This is a genomic window from Marinirhabdus gelatinilytica (assembly GCF_003353425.1).
Classification (GTDB): domain Bacteria; phylum Bacteroidota; class Bacteroidia; order Flavobacteriales; family Flavobacteriaceae; genus Marinirhabdus; species Marinirhabdus gelatinilytica.
Map to the genome: position 1 here is coordinate 885,833 of NZ_QRAO01000001.1, position 20,916 is coordinate 906,748.

A 20,916-nucleotide genomic window follows, 5' to 3' on the forward strand; every position below is an offset into this window, starting at 1 on the left:
ATTGTACTTATTCTTTTAAAATTAAAGCTTGTTCGCAACAATACTTAAGACTAAATAATTATTTAGTTAGTCTTAAGAACATATAATAAATTAGGTGATATGAAAAAGAATGTAATATTCATAGGTCTTGCTCTTATAGTAGGCTTATTAGGAGGGTGGCTTATATTTGGAGGCTCAACGAATGACAGGAGTCCTGTAAAAGACTTATCGGATATGTCTGATCAACACGATCATTCTGGGGAAACCGTTGAACAAATGTGGACCTGCTCAATGCATCCACAGATTATGCAACCCGAAGCTGGCGATTGTCCTATATGTGGGATGGACTTAATCCTTGCTGAAGCTGGTGCTGAAGGTCTCGCGGCAAACGAAATAAAAATGACTGAAAATGCAATGGCATTAGCAAATATCCAAACCACTATCGTGGGCAATGCAGAAGCCAGCGATGATGATGGGATGGTATCCCTTTCGGGAAAAATAGCTGCAAACGAAGAAAACAATACCGTACAATCCAGCTATTTTAAAGGCAGGATAGAACAACTCAATGTTAATTATGAAGGACAGCAAGTAAACCGTGGTCAGCTATTGGCTACTATTTACGCGCCAGACCTTGTAGCGGCACAACAGGAACTGATTACCGCAGCATCATTCAAAGCATCACAACCGGCTTTATATAATGCCGTGCGAAACAAACTCAAAAACTGGAAACTTTCAGACACTCAAATCAATGCCATAGAAGAAAGTGGAACAGTTCGCGAAAACTTCCCCATTTATGCAACGGTTTCCGGAACGGTATCAGAAGTAATGGCAGCACAGGGCGATTATGTAAATCAAGGACAGCCTATTGTGAAGTTGAGCAATCTTAATTCGGTTTGGGCAGAATTTGATGCTTATGAAAATCAGCTATCACAGTTCAATGTGGGGCAAAAAATCAATATCACGACCAATGCTTATCCCAATAAGGAATTTGAAGGCACTATTTCTTTTATTGATCCTGTTTTAAACAATACCACACGAACGGTAACAATACGTGCGACTCTGCAAAATAGAGATGACCTATTTAAGCCAGGAATGTTTGTGACGGGTAAGGTCAAGGGCGCAACGCAAACTATGGAAAATACACTTACCGTGCCTGCAAGTGCTGTACTATGGACGGGCGAGCGCTCATTGGTATATGTAAAAACCAATCCTAACGAGCCTGTATTTGAAATGCGCGAAGTAACCTTGGGCAATCGCTCTGGCGAAACTTACCAATTATCGGCTGGATTAAATAACGGCGATGAAATTGTTACCAATGGAACGTTCACGGTAGATGCAGCAGCACAATTACAGGGTAAAAAATCAATGATGAATCAGCAAATGATGCAGGACGAATCAGCTATGATGGGCGATATGGAAATGAGTTTCAGTAACAGTTTTAGTTCTGCATTTAATGAAGCATTACCGTCGTATCTCAAAATGAAAGATGCATTGGTAGAAAGCGATGCTGGTCAGGTTTCCACTTTCGCGAAAGCGACATCAAAGAAATTAAAGGAAATTTCTACATCAGATTTAGGCAAGATGGAAAAGCAACATCTTACCAAAAGTATTGAGATGCTGGATGCTATCGCCACAAACGACAATCTGGAAAACCAGCGTGCTCACTTTGTCATTCTAAACAAGAATATCGTACCTATTGCTATGAACATAGAAAACTCAACAAATTACTATGTCCAAAAATGCCCGATGGCAAACAACAATAAAGGTGCAGTTTGGTTGAGTGCTGAAGAAGAAATTAGAAATCCATACTATGGTGATGCAATGTTAACCTGTGGTAGTGTGATTGATTCCAATAAGTAATAGACCATTAATAAACTAAACTTAATATGTTAATTCAAACTTTATAACTTTTGTGCTTTTCCAGTAAATTATTTTAATAAAATATAGAGTGTATTATCATACAATATATCCGCAATTTAAACTCGTAAAATACTTCCATCAAAAGACTACGGCATAAAGCCAACGCTTCTTCCCTTACCCATTTATTCCGTTTCCTTTTGAGCCAAGATTTTATCTTCCGTTTGGTTTCTGCTCAAATATTGTTTAATCAAAAATTTGAGTATTATGACAACAAAAGCGAGTACCACAAAGAAGCGCAGTAGAGCAAAAGCAACTGCCAAAAAAGAAGTTAGCGGAAAAAAATCATCCGTACTTCAAATTCAGAACTTACCATTGGGTAAAATCAAGCCTGACCTTGAACAGCCGAGAAAGACCTTTAACGAGGATGCGTTAAAGCAGCTTTCTGAGAGTATCGAAAAGCACGGTGTGTTGCAGCCAATCACGGTAAGGCAACTAAATGGCCATTACATCATCGTGATGGGCGAACGTCGATATCGTGCGAGCAAGCTTGCAGGAAAAAAGTCCTTACCCTGTATCGTAAGAACTTATGAGAACAACGATGTTCTGGAAGTTCAGATTATCGAGAACCTGCAAAGACAGGATGTCGAGCCCACCGAAGAAGCTGAGGCGATTGCTTACCTAAGTGAGAGATATACACCTACCGAAATTGCGAAGCGATTGGGTAGAACGGATAACTTCATCAGACAGCGTCTAAAACTGGCTGGATTGATTGACGGTTTTAAGCACTTTGTCCGTAATGGTGAGATGACAATTTCATTAGGCGTTGGTGTCGCACTCTTCGAGCCGGAAGAACAACAGATGATGTTAGAAACGATGGGCGAAGATTTTAATGCACATCAGATAAACAGGATGATTAAAGACCAGACCTATGATTTGGAAAAAGCATCTTTTGATGTAGCCGATAAAAAATTGGTCCCAAAAGCTGGGTCTTGTGTTGAATGTCCTTTCAACGCCGCAAATCAAGGCAATCTGTTCGGCGAAGGAAAAATGGTCTGCACAAAAGCAGCCTGTTTTGAAACTAAGAAAAGTAAATCGTTCTTGAACCTGATTGAAAAGTCCAAGAAAGAGAACATACTATTGATTCCTGAAATACGACAATATTGGGTAGATGACGAGAACAATCGGCTCATTATATCTCAATTAGAAAAGAACGGATTGATAGTCTATCTATTGGACGATGTTGAAATTATAGAGAATCCGATTGAGCCAACAATCGAAGCTATTCAGAAAGAATATCAACATTACGAATATTCTGAAGATGAATTAAAGGCAGAATTGGATGAAGCAATGCAGAATTATAAAGAAGCATTGGAAAAATTCAATTCAGCAAAAGTAGATGGATTTAAAAACGGTATCGTGTTCCATCCAGATTCATTTCAGCACAAGGAAATCTTTGTAAGGATTGTTGAAAAATCCAAAAACGATTCTACGGAATATTCGGCACCATTGGCCAACAGAAAAATGGCAGACTGTACACCGGAAGAACAAATTGTTAAAATCAACGAAAGGGAAATCCGGAAGAAGCAAATTGAGAACAACAAGCAGTTTGAAGAAGTTGTGCAGATGATTCGTGAGACAAAATACATCGATACGAAGAAGACACTTTCAACAGATGAAATGGTGGCATTCTCGATATCGCTATTTGAGAACAATGTGGACTATATGAGTCAACGAAAGTATTTCTCAAAGTTCTTATGGGAAACTTCAAAGATGACCAAAGTTGAAATGGTAGAGAGTTTCAAGAAGAAGTTCAAAAAGGAAATCTTTCACAAGTTGATACGCTATATGCTCACAAAGCAAGTGCATTTTGGCGAAAGCAATCACGTCAATAATCTGACAAACATTTCATTTTACAACGCAATGAAAGGATATTACAAATCCAAGATTGCCGGCATAGAAAAGGAATATACCGAGAAGAGAGACAAGCGTGAGGAACGTTTGAAAGAGCGCATAGCGGTTCTTGAAAAGCAAATTCAGGAACTCAACGATTAGCTTTTGTTGTTCGGAAGAAGGGTCGGCATTCGTGCTGGCCCTTTTTCTTTTTTATGATGATTCATAAAAGTGATGAGTAGAAAAAGGGGGTTATCAATCAATAGTTAGCGCAAAGGTAAACTCGTAAAACACACCCATCAAAAGACTACGGCATAAAGCCCACGCGACATCCTACGCTTATTTATTCCGTTTCCTTTTGAGCTGAGATTTTAGCTTCCGTTTGGGTACTGCTCAAATATTGTTTAACTAAAATTCAAAAGTTATGTATTTACAAAATTTGCAACAGGATGAAATCTTTGTTCCATCAGAAATGAAATCCTTAAAAAGTCTGACACAGATGGAATCCCGACGAGGTCTTGAAAATGTCATTATCTCAAATGGCAAAATCGTCAATGTGGTCTCGAATAGCTACGGACACATTCCGAATCAACTATTCTTTAAGAAAGCCGAGGAAATGTTGACCGATGCACAACTGAACTTCCACAAACGCACCATCAACAAGAATGATAGGTCGTTTATTACCGACTTTATCATCGACGACAAAAGCCAGTTTACGGTTAAGAACGATAAGGACTTGATACTGCCGATGCTTCGGTTCAAGAACTCGTATGATGGTAGCGAAAAGACCTCTGGTCACTTTGGTTTTTATAGAGAAGTATGTTCCAATGGCCTACACGTTTCCCAGGCTGAAATTGAGTTTTCAATCAAGCACAATAAGAACAATACGCACCTCATTATGCCGAGGCTGAACAATCTATTCGATAAATTTTTGGATAATGAATTCTATACCATTACCAAGAAATTCGACAAGATGAAAGAATTTAAAATCATCGATACACAAGAATTTGTGAAGGCAATTCTCGACAGAACGAAACTGTTCAGATACGAATGTAGCGACAAGAACAGCGACCCTTCAAAAAAGTCTCGCGAGGTTATCGAAATATTGAACTACGAAGCCTTGTTGCTCAACGAAGAACCAAATCTATGGTTGGGTTACAATGCCTTCAACTCGGTACTTCATAACGTTTTGAAGAAAAGCTTCGGACAACAAGAGCGGTTGGATAAAAAGCTGTTTGATGAAGTCTATGCTATGGCATAAAGTTAATATAGGTTTGTCCAGTACCTCAAACTGGATTTTGATTTATCATTCCTTAAGGTGTCACTAAATTTTACCATTAAAAAATGGGCTATCAAGGGCATTCAAACTTATCCTGTAAGAAAAAAGTGTGTAAAGTGATCGGATGGATTTTTTTCTATTTAAATTTGATGATAATAAATTTACACGACCATAAAGTATATTTTGGAGAAATTATTTAAAACCACATATTTTAGTCAGTTTGAACCTGCCCTAATCAGCGAGATGATTGAGGTTGGGGAATTTAGTCAAATTTCTGAAGGTCAAGACTTAATTAGAGTTGGACAATTCATCCATTTTATACCATTGGTAATTCAAGGTAGTATTAAAATAATGCGTCCTGATGATGACGGAAATGAGTTATTGCTTTATCATTTAGAAGAAGGAGGAACCTGTGCGATGTCAATGAATTGTTGTTTGGGAAGCACAAAAAGTGAAATACACGCGATTGCAGAGACTGATGTCAAGATTCTTAAAGTACCAGTTGCCAAAATGGAAGAGTGGTCCAGTTCTTATAAAACCTGGAGACATTTTGTTTACAACAGTTACCATAACCGAATGATGGAAATGTTGGACAGTATAGACAATATTGCATTTAATAATATGGATGAGCGATTGGAAAAATATCTTCAGGATAAAATGGAAATATTAAATAGCAAACACATATACTCAACTCACAAAGAGATTGCACAAGACCTGCATACCAGTCGTGTGGTAATTTCACGCCTGCTGAAGAAAATGGAAAATAGCAATAAGTTAAAATTGCACCGCAGTTTTATTGAAGTCCTGTAACAACAGTTACAGACTTTGAACATACCGACACGTACATTTGTTCCATAATTTTCTGAACAAATGGAAATCGTAGAAATTTTAGGTTACGTAGGTGCTCTTTTGATAGGACTTGTATTAGGGTTGATTGGTGGTGGTGGCTCAATTCTTACCGTTCCTATCTTGGTGTATGCACTTGCGCTTAACCCAGTAATTGCAACAGCATATTCATTATTTGTGGTGGGAGCAACATCTCTTATTGGCGCAATTAAAAATATGATGAAAGGGATGGTGGATTATAGAACAGCCATCATTTTTGCTGTCCCAGCTTTTATAGCTGTTTATCTTACTCGGGCATTCTTAATTCCTGCTATTCCTGAAGAACTTTTTAGTGTAAACAGTTTTATGGTCACGAAGAATCTGGCCATAATGCTCTTTTTTGCCATTATTATGTTGCTCGCATCTGTTTCAATGATTCGAAACAAGCGAAAAGAAATTGACGAGGAAGCTCAAATAACCTATAACTATCCTTTAATAATTATAGAAGGTTTGGTGGTGGGAACTATTACAGGTATAGTAGGTGCAGGCGGTGGCTTTTTAATTATACCTGCCTTGGTTCTCTTAGCAAAATTGCCAATGAAAAAAGCAGTTGCGACATCCCTTTTAATAATCGCGATTAAATCTCTGATTGGTTTTTTGGGCGATGTTCAGAATTTAGATATTGACTGGCCATTCCTTCTTATTTTTACAGCAATTTCGGTTGTGGGCATTTTTATTGGGATATGGCTCAATAAATTTATAGACGGAAAGAAACTCAAGAAAGCATTTGGATGGTTCGTTCTTGTAATGGGTATTTATATAATCTACAAAGAACTAACAATGTAAAATACAAGGATGGAAAAATACATTGACATAATAATAGAATCTTTTATTGGCTATTGGGACTACCTTGTTTATGAAATATCAAACCCCTCTTGGACCAACTATTTCTATTGGCTTATTGGGCTTTCTTTGATGGTTTTCGCTTTGGAAATCATTATTCCCTGGCGAAAAAAACAACCTATTTTTAGAAAAGGATTTTGGCTGGATGCTTTCTATATACTGTTTAACTTTTTCCTATTTTCTCTTGTAGGTTACAACGCCTTATCAAATGTAGGCGTCGCCCTATTCGATGATTTTCTTAGTAGTTTTGGTGTAAACAATATAGTGGCTATTGAAGTTCAATCGCTACCAGAATGGTCGCAATTGTTGATTATGTTTTTAATTGCAGATTTTGTCCAATGGAACGTGCATAGATTGTTGCACCGCGTATCTTGGTTATGGAAATTTCATAAAGTACACCACAGCGTTAAAGAAATGGGCTTTGCGGCACAGTTTCGGTTTCATTTTTTGGAAACTATAGTATATAAAACTATACAGTATATCCCATTGGCAATGATTGGTTTTGGCATACAAGAATTTTTTATTGTTCATATGTTTGCCGTTTTTGTTGGGCATCTCAATCACGCCAATTTAGGCTGGAGCTATGGTTATTTAGGCTATATATTTAACAACCCAAGAATGCACATTTGGCATCACGCTAAAGAGTTCCCCAAACAATTTAAATACGGGATGAACTTTGGTCTCACACTTAGTATATGGGATTATTTATTTGGTTCTGCCCACGTACCTAAAAGTGGCCGTAATTTGGAAATTGGTTTTCAAGGCGATGAAAGTTTTCCGAAAACTTTTTGGCAACAACTTATATATCCATTTCAGAAAGAGAATAAATAGGGAAAAACACAATACCCAAAATACTTTGGGGGCATCATTAGTAACTGCTATTAATTGTAAGCTTGTTTTAGGGTAAATGTTAATCTTTTTTTAAAACATTAACTTGTGTATCAAAGGTTACCACTATTGGTTGAGATTCCAATTATTTTTGAAATGAACGAAAAAATTTAATCATAAAATTATGGATATAAAACAATTTGAATACAAACCATTGGCGCATTATTCCTATGCGATTATAAGCGAAGGCAAAATGGCCGTTATTGACCCAGAGCGTGACCCGAAGCAGTACTACGATTTCGCAAAAGCCAACAATGCTAAAATCGTTGCAGTTATTGAAACACATCCCCACGCAGATTTTGTAAGTTCCCATTTACAGATTCATAAAGAAACCGGTGCAACAATTTATAACAGTGAAAAAACCGGTGCAGATTACCCACACACCGCTTTTGATGAAGGCGGCACCTTAAAAATTGGTAATGTTGTACTAACGGCAATCAATACACCAGGCCACTCGCCAGATAGTATAACGGTAGTTGCAACCCAAAATGATAAAACAGTACTTTTTACTGGCGATACGCTATTTATAGGCGATGTTGGTCGTCCAGACTTACGCGAAAAGGCAGGAAATATGCAAGCCAAACGAGAAGAGTTGGCTGAAATGATGTATGATACCATACAGAATAAGTTCAATGGTTTACCAGATGATGCCATTGTTTATCCCGCTCACGGTGCAGGTTCACTTTGTGGAAAAAGTATGAGTGATGACAACAGCAGTACTTTAGGTAACGAACGAATGGGCAATTGGGCTTTTAAAGAACAATCGAAAGAAGAATTCATAGAGAAACTTTTGGATAGTCAACCATTCATACCCTCATATTTTGGTTATGATGTAGATACAAATAAAGATGGTGCAGAGAATGTTCAACCATCCATAGATAGAATCCCATTTAAGGAAAATGCTACAGCCAAAGGTTTAATTGTTGACGTTCGCGATGAGGAAATCTTTAAAAAAGGACATCTTGAAGGCAGTTTTAACATTCAGGCAGTTTCAGATAATGCAAAATTTGAAACTTGGTTAGGTGCCATTGTAGAACCAGAAGAAGAATTTACTTTAGTTATAGATAGTAAAGAAAACAAAGAAAAACATTTGCACCGTGTGGCTAAAATAGGTTATGAAAAACAATTAAAGCAAGTTATAACGCTTTCTGATAAAAATTTAGTTTCTACCCAGGCCTTGGACTTGAAAGACTTTAAGAACAATCCTGATAATTATACCATTATAGACATTCGTAATAAAAGCGAAATTGAAGAAGGAAAATATTTTGATAGCGCCTTAGCTCATCCTCTAAATGAACTTCGAGATACGTCTGAAGATATACCTACAGATAACCCAATTGTAGTGCATTGCGCAGGTGGTTATCGCAGTGCTGCTGGAAGTAGTATTCTTCAGAAAAAACTTAATGATGTAACAGTGTATGATTTAAGTGATGACATAAAGGAATTCAAATAAAACCTAAAAGCATATAGGTTAACGGCATCAACTTTAAAATTGATGCCGTTTTTTTTAATTGTTTTTTACTTTAAATCTAACAAAAAATCCTTGAATTCTTGGTCACTATAATCGGCCATACCTTTATGAGTCAAAGCCAAATTGCCAGCCGCATCAATTATATAGGTTGTTGGTAATGAAGATGATTGGAACATTTCTGGAAGATTACTCGCAGGAGCGTAAATCGGTAAATCATAACCCTTGCGCTTATCAAAATCTTTAGCCTTTTCAAAATCATCATCGAAGGACAACATTACAAACGCAACTTCATCGCCCATTTCTTCGTGCAATTCATCGATACTGGGCATTTCGGCAATACAAGGCGGACACCAAGTTGCCCAAAAATTCAAAAATATAACCTTACCTTTAAATTCTTTCAATGACCTTGTTTTGCCTTCAGCGTCAATCAATTTTAGGTTCAAATCTGCTTTGGTAAGATTTGGCATTGATGCCTCATCGTTATTTTCATTGTTTCTTACCTGCGCAATTTCTTCTACATCAGGATTCATCAAGCCTGTAGCGAGTAATCCGCGTTGCGCAAAACCTACGACTTCTGTATGTAAACCAGTTGCGTAAAGTGTAATGGCCACTATCGCAAAAATTCCATATTGTATCCACGTTTTCTTTTTGTTTTTATTTTCTTTCTTAGTATTCATAACTTTAATTTTTATTGAAATTTATAGTTAGTTTTGGGCACGGTCGAAAAGGAATACGTGCCGAGATATTCACAATAGGCTCTTCCTTCCAAGGTGGGCGATATGGGCGAATTTTTTTTAAGATATTCCTCTACCACATCGTGAATGGTATAATCCATTACTTCCACATCTTTCACATTAGCCATCCTGCAAAGATTTTCAATTGGGTCGCCTGGTCGTACACAAGCAGAAATCGTGTAGAATTTGTCATCTTTCATAGGCTCGTCGTTGACCGTTATTGCTGAGATACGGTTTCCACGTTCGTTTTGACTATTAAAATTAACTTTCATTCCAGAGAACCGAACCAACCAGCCACCAAAACGTTCGGTTGGGTTTTGGGAAAAGGCATTGTGCATTTCCTTTTCTAACCAATCTTTTATTTGTTTACCAGTCGCCTTTCCTGTCTTTACTTTTTCGTTTACAGGTAGTAAATTCCAAAGATTTGCACGAGTAATAGGTGCAGACTTCCCGTCTTCGGGAACGATGGGATTACCAAATCTAAAACCGTTTGATATTGAAATATCAGCACCCGTTTTCCAACGTGCGGCATCGGTAATCATATTGTCCATTGGGTTTTCAACAGTAAGATAGCGATAAATAGGTGTCTTTGTGTACCCAATCACTGTTTCCAAATGCTCTTCGTAGGGCGCTTTTGCCTTATCAACAAGCGACTGTACTTCCTTATCAGCTGGAAAAACCTCTGGGTCAACATCAATAAGTTCATAATCATCATCCACCAATATGCCATCCACAAAATGCAAGGTAAGCTTACCAACAAAAGAACCAAACGCACCTGGTTCGGTAACCTTGGCGAATTTGCCTTGTATAGGTTTGCGCACGCGCTCGTGTGTGTCATTCCCTAATATGTAATCTACACTTTCTGAAATGGTATTGTTTGCGAGTTCGACCTGTTTAAAAACACCAAGATGCGTTACTAAAAAAAGTACATCCAAGTCTTCATTGACCTTTAAATCATCCACTTGCTTTTTCAAAACATTGGTAAGTCCACTAAAGGCAATCCCTTTACTAAAAATTGGATTTTGCCTAACGGGAACATCAGGATCGTTTATGCCCATAAAGCCAATACGAACACCTTCTATTTCTTTAACAGAATAAGCGGGAAACAAAAGTTCTTCGCTTTTTTCGTGGTACATATTCTGTGCAATGACATCCGTGTCATATCCCTGCATCACATCTATCATCACGTCCTTGCCGTACACCACTTCCCAGTTACCTGGGATGATGACGTCATAGCCCATATTTTTGATGAGTTCGAGCATTACTTTACCTTCAGACAGCGCCGTGTAACCACTGCCTTGTATTAGGTCGCCACCATCAACTATAATTGTTCTATTGGGATTTTTTTGTCGTTCCATTTTAAAGAGCGTCTTTATATTGGCCAAACCGCCACGATTTTTAAAAAGTACGTTCTCGTTTTCCCAAAAAAGTTCGGGATGTGTATCAAGCTGTCCGTGTATATCGGCAGTTTGTAATATAGTGATGCTCAAGGTGTCTCGTACAGAATTGTTTGTTCCCATTCCATTCGATATTTCTGTTTTGCACGAGACCAAAACCAATAGTATTCCAATTATCGAAAGAGCTGCAATGACACTTTTCTTAAATATTCTCATAATTATAGGCTTAAACTTTTATATCCTATTTTCTGAAGCTGAAAGTTGTATAGAATACCATTTTCGACGGTTTTCATTTCTTTGGGTACTTTCGTTTTATCAACCTTGAATTTATTGAGCGAAAAACCACAGGCCACCAATTGGACACCAGCATTTTCAGCACGCTCTATAAAGCTTTTCATTTTAGAGCTATCTGTAATATCGCCAATTTCCTTGCCGCAAACGATAACTTCAAACTGACCAAAATTGCTACCATCTTCTTCTTTTAATGATTCCGCAGTTAAAATTATTGGTTCTAATTGGGGCACTTTTTTAGTGAGTACCACATAATTATGTTTGTTTGTATCTACAGTGTTTTGCGCTAAGGAACTACAACTTGTAAAAAGAGTCATTACTATTACTACTGTACTATAAAAAATTGTTTTCATTTTAATTTATTTTAAAAGGTTACTGGTGTCGTTCAGTATAAAAAAAAGAAGTCCACCGAGAATTGCTATATTTTTAAAGAGTGGTCCAAGGGTTGTAATTTGCCCTACTTGAACCGTTAATGTGATGGGTATTAAAACCGTCATCAAAACTATTGCCGCCCATTTGGTTTTATATCCTATCAGGAATATAAAACCTGCTGTTAACATTACGATACCAGAGATAATGATTAGCCACTGAGGTTCGCCAAAGAAATAGGCAATACCCTTAAAACTGGCTTGTTCAATACGTTTGGCAGTTTTCTCTATGTTAAGCAAGTGATTAAAACCTGCAACGAGAAATATGCCGCTCACCAATATGCGTAATAGTTGTATGGAACGACGGCTTATTAAAATTTTTGTCGTCATTATAAATGATGTAAAAAATGATTGAATTTGCGTGGTGTTTATCCATAATGGTTTAACAGACCATAATTATGATGTGTGAAAGAGCAGTACGGAAGCACCAACTTTAAAATTTTATAAAAAAGTGATTACACCAAACGTGGTGGCGGAGAATCGTTATCTAAATAGCGATAACTTAGTACTGAAAAAAAATGTTCATTGAAAATTGCTGTAGGTCTTGAAATATTTGTTTCCCAAGAGAAAAATTCAAATTGAAACTGCGAGGTACAAATACCATTTAGCATAACAACTTGTGAAGTGCTAATGTCAACTTGCGAAAATTCGATTGTTTTATTTGTCTGTTTTGGGGAGTTTTTCTTTTTACAATTAGGTTTTACAAAAGATATGTCATTTCCGCTGAACAAAGCGTTCAACCCACTTGCATCGATGACGATAAACTTCGCCATAAAGATGAATGTAAGAAATAACGCTATATAAGTTTTAGATTTCACAATTGATACAAAAATAAGAGAAAGGGTTTGTTCTATGTGTAACCTTTGTTACCTAACTTAATATAATTTAAAACAGGTAGGATATACGTAAAAAACAAATACGTTAGCCTCAGGTTTTATCACTTTAGTACTTGAAATGCCCAAACTATTAACAAAAATCCAACACCCGTTATTGCCGGCGCTGGTATTTTCATAACAATGCCAACAACAATCATTGCAAGGGCAGTTAAAGCGAGTAGTATAGAAATCAAGTTTAATTTTTTATTACGTGTCATAATCTTCAATTTTATTTAATGATAATAAAAATCAATTCAGATTAATGTAACTATTGTTACCGTTTGGCTATATTGAAATCAGCATCTTTGCATAAATTTTATAATATGGATTTGATATATGAACCGTGGCCGTGGTATGTGGCGGGACCACTTATTGCCCTTGTGATGTTCGTTTTATTGCTCGTTGGTAAGCAATTTGGAATGTCGTCAAACCTTCGGACAGCTTGTGCTGCTGTGGGCGCTGGAAAAGCATCTGAATTTTTTAAATTTGATTGGAAGGCCGAACGATGGAACTTGATGGTTGTACTCGGTGCAATTCTTGGCGGTTTTATTGCATCCACCTATTTGAGTGAAAATACAGTAAACATTAATTCCGAAATCGCTCAACAACTATCTGATGATTACAACATCAAGAGTGCTGGCCAAGCATACCTTCCAACTGAAATCTTTGCTGCCGAAAATCTTGCTAACCCATTAAACATTGCCATTTTGCTAATTGGTGGAATACTTGTGGGATTTGGCGCAAGATATGCCGGTGGTTGTACATCTGGTCACGCCATTTCTGGATTGAGTAATTTACAATTACCATCGTTGATAGCCGTCATAGGCTTCTTCATTGGTGGACTTGTTATGATTCATTTATTATACCCTATTATCTTTTAAATTATGCGTTATATCACATACTTAGTTATTGGTACTTTCTTCGGAATAATTATGTTTAAATCTGAAGCTGCATCGTGGTTTCGCATTTATGAAATGTTCCAGTTTGGCAGCTTTCATATGTACGGTATTATAGGTTCCGCCTTGGTTCTTGGTGTTATTGGTATTCAAGTCATCAAAAGAAAAAACATCAAACCTTTGAATGGAAGCGAAATGAGTTTGCAGCCAAAGAATAAAAGCGTTGCTCGGTATCTTATTGGTGGAATAATCTTTGGATTGGGCTGGGCACTTGCAGGTGCTTGTCCAGGGCCTATGTATGTTCTTGCAGGGGCAGGCTATATCTCTATTTTAATAGTGATTTTTGGGGCAGTCGTTGGAACTTTTTTATATGGTTTGATTAAGGACAGGTTGCCACATTAATAAAATAAACTTTTTGATTTTTTTATTTAAATGTTTTCTTTCTATTTGTGAAACTGAAAAGTAAAATTAATTTTCATTAGTTTTGTATTTGATGCAAAAACCAAATAAAATAGCGGCATTCTTCTTTTTAGGCTTATTTAGTCTAATGATGCTGCATCAGGTTCTTCCACATTTGCATCATCAGCACGAGGAAACGCATTCCCATTCAGATATTGCGCATACTGGCGAACACCATCATCACGATGACGGTTCTCACGGGAAAGAAGAATCCCCATACGGTTTCTTTGGATTCTTTATGGATATGCACGTTCATTCAACGGTGTCCAGCGATATTGTTGTACTTAAAAGGAATACTGTTGAGCAACAGACTACTGTAGATGACAATATTGTAAAAGCTGTATCTGATTTTCAAGAATTTTATGTCGTTGATAAAAGGCAAAACGCTAAGCCCCCAATTTATCAACCACCCAGCTGTTATTTCAACTCTTACCTTTCATCCCTCGATTTACGGGGTCCACCATTTTTAGGTTAATCGTTTAGGAATACCTACCGCTACGGAAGGAATCCTCTTATACATTAAGATTAAACCTAAAATTTCAAACAATGAATAAATTCATCGTGTCCGCGATTTGCGGATGCCTGTTCTTTGTTAGCGGTTTCTCACAGGATAAAAACATTGGGGAACTGCTTAACGAAATAGAACAGAACAACACAGAGTTAAAAGGCTATCAATCGTTCATTGAAAGCCAACAACTCGAAAACAAGAGCGCCAATAATTTACCCGACCCACAGCTTTTAGGCTATTATTTGCCATTTGGCGATAACGCAACGGGAAATTATTCCGAATATCAAATATCGCAATCTTTCGAATTTCCGACGGTTTATGGTTCACGCAGTAAATGGAACGACCTAAAGTCGATACAACTGCAAACGTCCTATGCCAAAAAGCGGCAGGAAGTTTTGTTGGAAGCGAAATCGGTATTGGTTGAACTCGTTTTCCTTAAAAAGCAGAAAGCCGTTGAAACCGAAAGACGAACCCAAAGCAAACAGGTTTTTGACCAGATTCAAGAGCTTTATGATAAAGAGCAAGTGGGTATTTTGGATTTGAACAAGGCGAAAATCGCTTGGATTCAAGAGCAATTCGTTGTTCAACAGATTGAAAGCGAAATCCAAATTGTACTGTCTAAACTTAAAACCTTGAATGGTGGAAAAACCATTGATGGCTTTACACCAGATATTGATTTAATTAATGAGGTTGCTACGGTTGAAAGGCTTTGGCAAGAAAAATTGGCAAACGATCCTTCTTTACAAAGTTTAAAGGCTGCTGAAACGGCTTCGCTTCAAAAAGTAAAACTGGAAAAAAACAAGGTCTTGCCAAATGTGGCACTCGGTTACAATTATCAGGGTGTTAGTGGTAGCAATTATTCAGGTTTTTACGGTGGCCTTTCTATTCCGTTGTGGAACAGCAACAACAAAGTTAAAGCAGCCGAAGCCGATTATGAGTATCAGCAAGTCAACACCCAAGTTATTACTGCATCGCTTTACGCGCAATTTCAGGAAACATACAATCGATACGAATTGATGCTCGAAAAATACAATGAGTATCTAACCACAATGGGTAATTTAAACAGCGAACAACTGCTTTTTAAGGCCTATATGTTGGGCCAATATTCGTTTATGGATTACTATGTAGAGCTTCAGTTTTACCGAAATGCATCTGACAGAATATTGCAGATGGAAAAGGAAATCCAACTACTACAGGCAGAATTATTAAAACATACTTTATAAACCTCAAAAACAAAGATTATGAACATTTCAAAAACAATATTCGCAATAGCAATCGCCTCAACTTTTTTGGTAACCTCTTGTAGGGAAACAAAAAAAGAGAGCACAGATGACCACGGTCACGAACACAATGAAGACGGAAGCCATATGCACGAGGAAGACATAGAACAGGAAGAATTTGAAGTAGGAAAAGATGCTATGGAACAAAACGCTAACGACCAAGGTCACGACCACGATTCGGACGGTAACCATTCAGATGATGATTCTGATACCCACAAACACGATGATGGGTCAGAACACCACGACCATTAAAAATCAAAAACATACGAAAGATGAAATATATAATAATAGTGCTCGCCTTTTTGGCAATGTCCTGCAATAACAAGGCGGAAGACGCACACGCACACAACGAAGATGGTAGTCACGTGGGCGAAGAAATTCCACGATTGAGCCATACTATCTGGACGGATAAAACAGAACTCTTTGTTGAGTTTCCTGCGCTTATAGTAGGTAATGGAAGCAAATTCGCAGCCCACTTTACGGTTTTGGATAATCACCAGCCCGTTCGTGATGGTTCTGTAACGGTCAGTTTAATAAAAGATGGTAAAGGAATCAGAAATATGGTAGATGCACCGTCATCACCAGGTATTTTTTCACCTGCCATACAACCGAAAGAAGCTGGAAACTATCAATTGGTTTTTGAATTGGCAACACCAGAATATTCAGATAAAATTTCCATTGATGATGTAGTCGTATATGCCACTACGGATGAAGCCTTAGAAGCTTTAGGTACGGAAGAAGAAGATGAAGGAATCTCGTTCTTAAAGGAACAAGCTTGGAAAATCGATTTTCAGACGGCGCCTGTAGTTTCAGGTAAAATCTACGATGTTATCAATACGTCTGGTGTTTGGATGCCATCGCCAGGTTCTACAAAGTCCTTGGCGGCAAAATCCAATGGTGTGGTAGATTTTAAAGTTAATAACCTAACCGAAGGTACAGCGGTAAAACAGGGTCAGTTGTTGATGAGCTTGAACAGTCAAGGTTTGGCATCCAATAATTTAAGTACGGATATCGCTTCCGCGAAAGCGACATTCCAACAGGCCAAATCGGAATATGAAAGAAAGAAAGAGCTATACGAATCCAAAATAGTCCCGAAATCTGAATTTGAAAAAGTAGAGAGCAGTTTCGAGATAGCCAAAGCCAATTATCAATCATTGGTATCCGGTGTCTCGGGCGGAAGCAAACAAATACGTGCACCTTTTGATGGTTTTATCAAATCCATAACCGTTTCCAATGGCGATTACGTAGAACAAGGCGTAGCGCTTGTAACCATTGGGACGCATCAATCCAGAGTTTTAAAAGCGCAGTTAGCACCCAACTACGGACTTGCGATGGGCAATGTACAAGGTATATGGTATCAGGATAATGATAACCTATGGAAAGACGTAACTGATGCCGAGGGCAAAATACTTTCGATTGGTAAGGACGTGGAACGTGAAAACCCTTTGATTTCTGTTTTTGCAGAAGTCAATGCTAACGTCGATATGCCAATAGGAAGTCTAACACCTGTTCAGATAGCGATGGGAAATGCAACACAGAACACAATGATTCCTGTGAATGCTCTCTTGGAAGACTATGGAAGCTATTCAGTTATCGTTCAACTATCAGGCGAAAGTTTTGAAAGACGACCTGTTCAGATTGGAAAGCGCAATGGCGAAAATGTAGAGATATTGGAAGGTCTACAAGTTGGCGAAGTGGTCGTGACAACAGGAGCATATCAAGTTAAAATGGCTTCAATGTCAGGTTCCACACCTGCACACGGTCACGAACATTAAAAACGAAGAGAGATGTTAAACAAAATATTATCAATTTCACTTCAAAACAGATTGCTCATTCTATTGGGAGCTGTTGCATTGAGCGTTTTGGGAATCTATTATGCGCGTACTATGAACGTGGACGTATTCCCAGACCTCACGGCACCTACGGTAACCATTCTTACCGAAGCCCACGGAATGGAATCTGAAGAAGTAGAAAAATTAGTGACCTATCAACTGGAAACTGCCTTAAACGGTTCGCCCAACGTGAGGCGAATCCGTTCCTCATCGGCGGCAGGTGTTTCCATTGTTTGGGTAGAATTTGAATGGGGAACGGATATTTACCGTGCCCGTCAAATTGTAAGCGAACGTATCCCGATGGTACGAGAGAACCTGCCTGAAGGAATCGGTGCACCAACGATGGCACCTATTTCATCCATTATGGGCGAAATAATGCTCTTGGGAGTGACATCAGACAGTCTATCGCCAATGGAACTGCGGACATTATCCGACTGGACCATCAGGCCTCGTATAAAGGCCATTGGCGGTATTGCAAATGTGGTGGTCATTGGCGGCGATTACAAGCAATACCAAGTATTTGCAAATCCTGAAAAGATGAAATATTACGACGTGAGCCTCTCAGAATTGGTAGAACACGTTAAGGAAGCAAATCAAAATGCGCCCGGTGGTGTCATCAATCAATATGGCAATCAGTACATCATTAAGGGAAGCGGTAGAGCCTATGCGCTGGAAGACTTACAGGAAGCAGTACTTAAGGAAGTGAATGGTCAAACCATCAAGATTAAAGACGTTGCAACCGTACAAATTGGTGCAGCTGATAAAATTGGCGATGGTTCATTAAACGCAAATCCCGCTGTGATTCTGACTATTTCTAAACAGCCCGATGTAAACACCTTGGAGCTGACAGACCGCTTGGACGAAGCCATTGCAGATTTAGAAACTACATTGCCCAAAGGGGTCAACATCAAAAGTCAAATCTTTAGGCAGTCTGATTTCATAGATGCTTCTATTAGTAATCTAAATATGACTCTTTTAGAAGGTGCGTTTTTTGTAATGATTATCCTGTTCATCTTTTTAATGAACTGGAGAACGACCCTCATATCTCTGTTGGCAATTCCTATTTCCTTATTGGTATCCATCATCATTTTAAAATGGCTGGGTTACACCATAAATACAATGAGTTTGGGAGGTATGGCTATCGCTATTGGTGCTTTGGTGGATGATGCCATCATTGATGTGGAAAATGTATATAAACGCTTGCGTGAAAACATCAGAAAACCGAAAGCGGAGCGGGAATCGACCATAAAAGTAGTGCGTGACGCTTCAGTAGAGATACGAAGTTCTATCATTATTGCAACCTTAATTATCATCGTATCATTTGTTCCTTTGTTTTTTTTAAGCGGAATGGAAGGTCGATTGTTGCAACCGCTGGGAATAGCCTTTGTAACATCAGTTTTAACCTCATTGGTAGTTGCCGTAACGGTAACGCCTATTCTGTGTTCCTATTTATTGGACAATGAAAAACTTTTGAACAAGCAGGCTGAAGGAACACGTGTGGAGCGATGGTTACAAAAGCATTATGGCAACCTTTTGGAACGTGCAACACGAATTCCCAAAACCATTATCGGCGTAACTGTGATTGCCTTTCTGTTAAGTCTTTTAGTGGTCACACAATTAGGGCGGAGTTTTCTTCCTGAATTCAACGAAGGCTCTTTGGTCATAAGTGTCGTTGGTCCACCAGGAATGTCTTTGGAAGAAAGCAATAAGACAGGTAAATTAATCGAGACTATACTGTTGGATATGCCCGAAGTAGAAGTCGTAACACGAAGACAAGGTCGTGCCGAACTGGACGAACACGCACAAGGTGTAAATGCTTCCGAAATTGATGTGCCTTTTGTACTTGAGGACAAAACAAAAGAAGAATTCTTTGAAGAAGTCCGAAACAAATTGAGTGTTGCACCAGGTGTCAACATTACCTTGGGACAACCCATCGCCCACCGTATTGACCATATGCTTTCCGGGACACGCGCCAATATTGCCATCAAGATATTTGGATCAGATTTACAACGACTGTTTGAAGTAGGCAAAAGTGTAGAGCAGAACATCAAGGATATTGATGGACTGGCAGATGTTGCGGTTGACCAGCAAATTGAAGTACCACAAATACGCATCAAACCCAAACGCCAGATTTTAGCAGCGTATGGAATGACGGTAGGTAATTTGATGGAACAAGTAGATATCGCATTTGCTGGCGAAGAAGCAGGCGAAATTTACGAAGGACAACAGTATTTTGATTTGGTGGTTCGCTATGAAAAACCATTTCGGAACAATATTGAGAACATCAATAAAACTCTAATCAGTTTACCGGATGGCGGGCAAACCACGCTGGGCGAATTGGCGACCGTACAATCGGTAAGCAGTCCAAACACAATCAATCGGGAAGATGTACAACGAAAGATTGTGGTCGCCGCCAATGTCCAAGGTAGGGATCTGCGCGGTGCGGTAAACGAAATAAAGGAAGTTGTGGGCAGCAACGTGAATATGCCGGAAGGCTACCGTGTGCAATATGGTGGACAGTTTGAAAGTGAATCAAAAGCATCACAGCTTCTATTGATAACGGCCATTATTGCAATAGCCATCATTTTTTTGCTATTATATTATGAGTTCAAGGATGTAAAACTGGCATTCGTAGTCTTAATCAATTTACCTCTGGCATTGATTGGTGGTATTTTGATTGTTTACTTCACATCAGAAATCATCAGTATTGCAGCGACTATAGGTTTTATCAGTTTGTTTGGTATTGCCACACGAAACGGTATTCTCTTGGTCTCACGATATGAAGATTTGAGAAAAGAAGGAATCCAAGGATTTCAATTGATAAAGAAAGGAGCATTAGATAGATTGAATCCCATATTAATGACTGCCTTTACCACAGGGCTGGCATTGATACCATTGGCCTTAAAAGGTGGCGAACCTGGAAGTGAAATTCAAAGCCCGATGGCGGTTGTCATTTTGGGCGGTTTGTTGTCGGCGACTATTTTGAATTTGGTGGTAATTCCTTGTGTGTATCAGTTGGTTCTGAAAAAGGAAAAATAGTAAACGAATTACAATTAAAAACCTTCTTACTATGGTAGGAAGGTTTTTTTTTATACATTAATTTTATAATTCCACTCAGCAC

General features: G+C 38.4%; 20 protein-coding genes. 14 read left to right on the plus strand and 6 right to left on the minus strand.

Translation table 11 applies throughout. The features are described from left to right. Positions 1-99: 99 nt before the first annotated feature. The 7 genes from C8D94_RS04010 to C8D94_RS04040 all read left to right on the plus strand — a co-directional run bounded on the left by C8D94_RS04010 (position 100) and on the right by C8D94_RS04040 (position 9,077). A complete protein-coding gene (locus tag C8D94_RS04010) occupies positions 100-1,839 on the plus strand; it encodes an efflux RND transporter periplasmic adaptor subunit (RefSeq protein WP_115122590.1) in 1,740 nt (579 codons plus the stop codon). Positions 1,840-2,103: 264 nt separating this feature from the next. Then, positions 2,104-3,891 carry a ParB/RepB/Spo0J family partition protein gene (locus C8D94_RS04015; protein WP_115122591.1) on the plus strand — a complete coding sequence of 596 codons (1,788 nt, stop codon included), beginning with the start codon at positions 2,104-2,106 and terminating at the stop codon, positions 3,889-3,891. Positions 3,892-4,153: 262 nt separating this feature from the next. Further along, positions 4,154-4,990 (plus strand): DUF932 domain-containing protein, encoded by an 837-nt coding sequence (locus C8D94_RS04020; RefSeq protein WP_115122592.1) that lies wholly within the window; start codon positions 4,154-4,156, stop codon positions 4,988-4,990. A gap of 261 nt (positions 4,991-5,251) precedes the next feature. Further along, positions 5,252-5,818, plus strand: coding sequence for a Crp/Fnr family transcriptional regulator (locus tag C8D94_RS04025; protein ID WP_394340207.1), 567 nt, complete (start codon positions 5,252-5,254; stop codon positions 5,816-5,818). A 60-nt stretch (positions 5,819-5,878) separates the two neighbouring features. Then, complete coding sequence (locus C8D94_RS04030; RefSeq protein ID WP_115122593.1) at positions 5,879-6,679, plus strand: sulfite exporter TauE/SafE family protein; 801 nt, start codon at positions 5,879-5,881, stop codon at positions 6,677-6,679. A 9-nt stretch (positions 6,680-6,688) separates the two neighbouring features. Beyond that, positions 6,689-7,567, plus strand: coding sequence for a sterol desaturase family protein (locus C8D94_RS04035; protein ID WP_115122594.1), 879 nt, complete (start codon positions 6,689-6,691; stop codon positions 7,565-7,567). Between the two features lie 181 nt (positions 7,568-7,748). Continuing rightward, on the plus strand, positions 7,749-9,077 hold the full coding sequence (locus C8D94_RS04040; RefSeq protein ID WP_115122595.1) for an MBL fold metallo-hydrolase: 1,329 nt from the start codon (positions 7,749-7,751) through the stop codon (positions 9,075-9,077). Positions 9,078-9,142: 65 nt separating this feature from the next. Here the strand turns inward: C8D94_RS04040 and C8D94_RS04045 are convergent, their stop codons facing one another. From C8D94_RS04045 to C8D94_RS15235, 6 genes are all read right to left on the minus strand, one after another. Beyond that, the gene (locus tag C8D94_RS04045) at positions 9,143-9,772 is read right to left on the minus strand and encodes a TlpA family protein disulfide reductase (RefSeq protein WP_115122596.1); all 630 of its coding nucleotides are present in this window, start codon (positions 9,770-9,772) and stop codon (positions 9,143-9,145) included. 11 nt (positions 9,773-9,783) lie between these two features. Next, on the minus strand, positions 9,784-11,442 hold the full coding sequence (locus C8D94_RS04050; RefSeq protein WP_115122597.1) for a bifunctional metallophosphatase/5'-nucleotidase: 1,659 nt from the start codon (positions 11,440-11,442) through the stop codon (positions 9,784-9,786). A 2-nt stretch (positions 11,443-11,444) separates the two neighbouring features. Continuing rightward, positions 11,445-11,870 carry a DsrE family protein gene (locus C8D94_RS04055; RefSeq protein ID WP_115122598.1) on the minus strand — a complete coding sequence of 142 codons (426 nt, stop codon included), beginning with the start codon at positions 11,868-11,870 and terminating at the stop codon, positions 11,445-11,447. Positions 11,871-11,876: 6 nt separating this feature from the next. Further along, positions 11,877-12,275: a DoxX family protein gene (locus C8D94_RS04060; RefSeq protein ID WP_115122599.1), complete on the minus strand. Its 399-nt coding sequence runs from the start codon at positions 12,273-12,275 to the stop codon at positions 11,877-11,879. Between the two features lie 125 nt (positions 12,276-12,400). Next, a complete protein-coding gene (locus tag C8D94_RS04065; RefSeq protein ID WP_115122600.1) occupies positions 12,401-12,718 on the minus strand; it encodes a hypothetical protein in 318 nt (105 codons plus the stop codon). Positions 12,719-12,882: 164 nt separating this feature from the next. Next, positions 12,883-13,038: a hypothetical protein gene (locus C8D94_RS15235; protein WP_170134710.1), complete on the minus strand. Its 156-nt coding sequence runs from the start codon at positions 13,036-13,038 to the stop codon at positions 12,883-12,885. A 105-nt stretch (positions 13,039-13,143) separates the two neighbouring features. On the opposite strand from C8D94_RS15235, the gene C8D94_RS04070 reads away from it, so the two are divergent. The 7 genes from C8D94_RS04070 to C8D94_RS04100 all read left to right on the plus strand — a co-directional run bounded on the left by C8D94_RS04070 (position 13,144) and on the right by C8D94_RS04100 (position 20,834). Continuing rightward, positions 13,144-13,701 carry a YeeE/YedE family protein gene (locus C8D94_RS04070; RefSeq protein WP_115122601.1) on the plus strand — a complete coding sequence of 186 codons (558 nt, stop codon included), beginning with the start codon at positions 13,144-13,146 and terminating at the stop codon, positions 13,699-13,701. A 3-nt stretch (positions 13,702-13,704) separates the two neighbouring features. After that, entirely contained in the window at positions 13,705-14,118 is a 414-nt protein-coding gene (locus C8D94_RS04075; protein ID WP_115122602.1) for a DUF6691 family protein, read from the plus strand. Between the two features lie 91 nt (positions 14,119-14,209). Continuing rightward, positions 14,210-14,650: a hypothetical protein gene (locus tag C8D94_RS04080; RefSeq protein ID WP_115122603.1), complete on the plus strand. Its 441-nt coding sequence runs from the start codon at positions 14,210-14,212 to the stop codon at positions 14,648-14,650. Positions 14,651-14,721: 71 nt separating this feature from the next. Then, positions 14,722-15,906: a TolC family protein gene (locus C8D94_RS04085; protein ID WP_115122604.1), complete on the plus strand. Its 1,185-nt coding sequence runs from the start codon at positions 14,722-14,724 to the stop codon at positions 15,904-15,906. Between the two features lie 18 nt (positions 15,907-15,924). Continuing rightward, a complete protein-coding gene (locus C8D94_RS04090; RefSeq protein WP_211308895.1) occupies positions 15,925-16,215 on the plus strand; it encodes a hypothetical protein in 291 nt (96 codons plus the stop codon). Positions 16,216-16,235: 20 nt separating this feature from the next. Continuing rightward, entirely contained in the window at positions 16,236-17,738 is a 1,503-nt protein-coding gene (locus tag C8D94_RS04095; RefSeq protein ID WP_115122605.1) for an efflux RND transporter periplasmic adaptor subunit, read from the plus strand. 12 nt (positions 17,739-17,750) lie between these two features. Next, positions 17,751-20,834 carry an efflux RND transporter permease subunit gene (locus tag C8D94_RS04100; RefSeq protein ID WP_115122606.1) on the plus strand — a complete coding sequence of 1,028 codons (3,084 nt, stop codon included), beginning with the start codon at positions 17,751-17,753 and terminating at the stop codon, positions 20,832-20,834. Positions 20,835-20,916 lie beyond the last annotated feature (82 nt).

What these genes read in the sequence shown, in the direction of transcription:
- C8D94_RS04010 (WP_115122590.1), top strand. Translation starts at nt 100, where the DNA reads ATGAAAAAGAATGTAATATTCATAGGTCTTGCTCTTATAGTAGGCTTA.
- C8D94_RS04015 (WP_115122591.1), top strand. Translation starts at nt 2,104, where the DNA reads ATGACAACAAAAGCGAGTACCACAAAGAAGCGCAGTAGAGCAAAAGCA.
- C8D94_RS04020 (WP_115122592.1), top strand. Translation starts at nt 4,154, where the DNA reads ATGTATTTACAAAATTTGCAACAGGATGAAATCTTTGTTCCATCAGAA.
- C8D94_RS04025 (WP_394340207.1), top strand. Translation starts at nt 5,252, where the DNA reads ATGATTGAGGTTGGGGAATTTAGTCAAATTTCTGAAGGTCAAGACTTA.
- C8D94_RS04030 (WP_115122593.1), top strand. Translation starts at nt 5,879, where the DNA reads ATGGAAATCGTAGAAATTTTAGGTTACGTAGGTGCTCTTTTGATAGGA.
- C8D94_RS04035 (WP_115122594.1), top strand. Translation starts at nt 6,689, where the DNA reads ATGGAAAAATACATTGACATAATAATAGAATCTTTTATTGGCTATTGG.
- C8D94_RS04040 (WP_115122595.1), top strand. Translation starts at nt 7,749, where the DNA reads ATGGATATAAAACAATTTGAATACAAACCATTGGCGCATTATTCCTAT.
- C8D94_RS04045 (WP_115122596.1), bottom strand. Translation starts at nt 9,772, where the DNA reads ATGAATACTAAGAAAGAAAATAAAAACAAAAAGAAAACGTGGATACAA.
- C8D94_RS04050 (WP_115122597.1), bottom strand. Translation starts at nt 11,442, where the DNA reads ATGAGAATATTTAAGAAAAGTGTCATTGCAGCTCTTTCGATAATTGGA.
- C8D94_RS04055 (WP_115122598.1), bottom strand. Translation starts at nt 11,870, where the DNA reads ATGAAAACAATTTTTTATAGTACAGTAGTAATAGTAATGACTCTTTTT.
- C8D94_RS04060 (WP_115122599.1), bottom strand. Translation starts at nt 12,275, where the DNA reads ATGACGACAAAAATTTTAATAAGCCGTCGTTCCATACAACTATTACGC.
- C8D94_RS04065 (WP_115122600.1), bottom strand. Translation starts at nt 12,718, where the DNA reads ATGGCGAAGTTTATCGTCATCGATGCAAGTGGGTTGAACGCTTTGTTC.
- C8D94_RS15235 (WP_170134710.1), bottom strand. Translation starts at nt 13,038, where the DNA reads ATGACACGTAATAAAAAATTAAACTTGATTTCTATACTACTCGCTTTA.
- C8D94_RS04070 (WP_115122601.1), top strand. Translation starts at nt 13,144, where the DNA reads ATGGATTTGATATATGAACCGTGGCCGTGGTATGTGGCGGGACCACTT.
- C8D94_RS04075 (WP_115122602.1), top strand. Translation starts at nt 13,705, where the DNA reads ATGCGTTATATCACATACTTAGTTATTGGTACTTTCTTCGGAATAATT.
- C8D94_RS04080 (WP_115122603.1), top strand. Translation starts at nt 14,210, where the DNA reads ATGCAAAAACCAAATAAAATAGCGGCATTCTTCTTTTTAGGCTTATTT.
- C8D94_RS04085 (WP_115122604.1), top strand. Translation starts at nt 14,722, where the DNA reads ATGAATAAATTCATCGTGTCCGCGATTTGCGGATGCCTGTTCTTTGTT.
- C8D94_RS04090 (WP_211308895.1), top strand. Translation starts at nt 15,925, where the DNA reads ATGAACATTTCAAAAACAATATTCGCAATAGCAATCGCCTCAACTTTT.
- C8D94_RS04095 (WP_115122605.1), top strand. Translation starts at nt 16,236, where the DNA reads ATGAAATATATAATAATAGTGCTCGCCTTTTTGGCAATGTCCTGCAAT.
- C8D94_RS04100 (WP_115122606.1), top strand. Translation starts at nt 17,751, where the DNA reads ATGTTAAACAAAATATTATCAATTTCACTTCAAAACAGATTGCTCATT.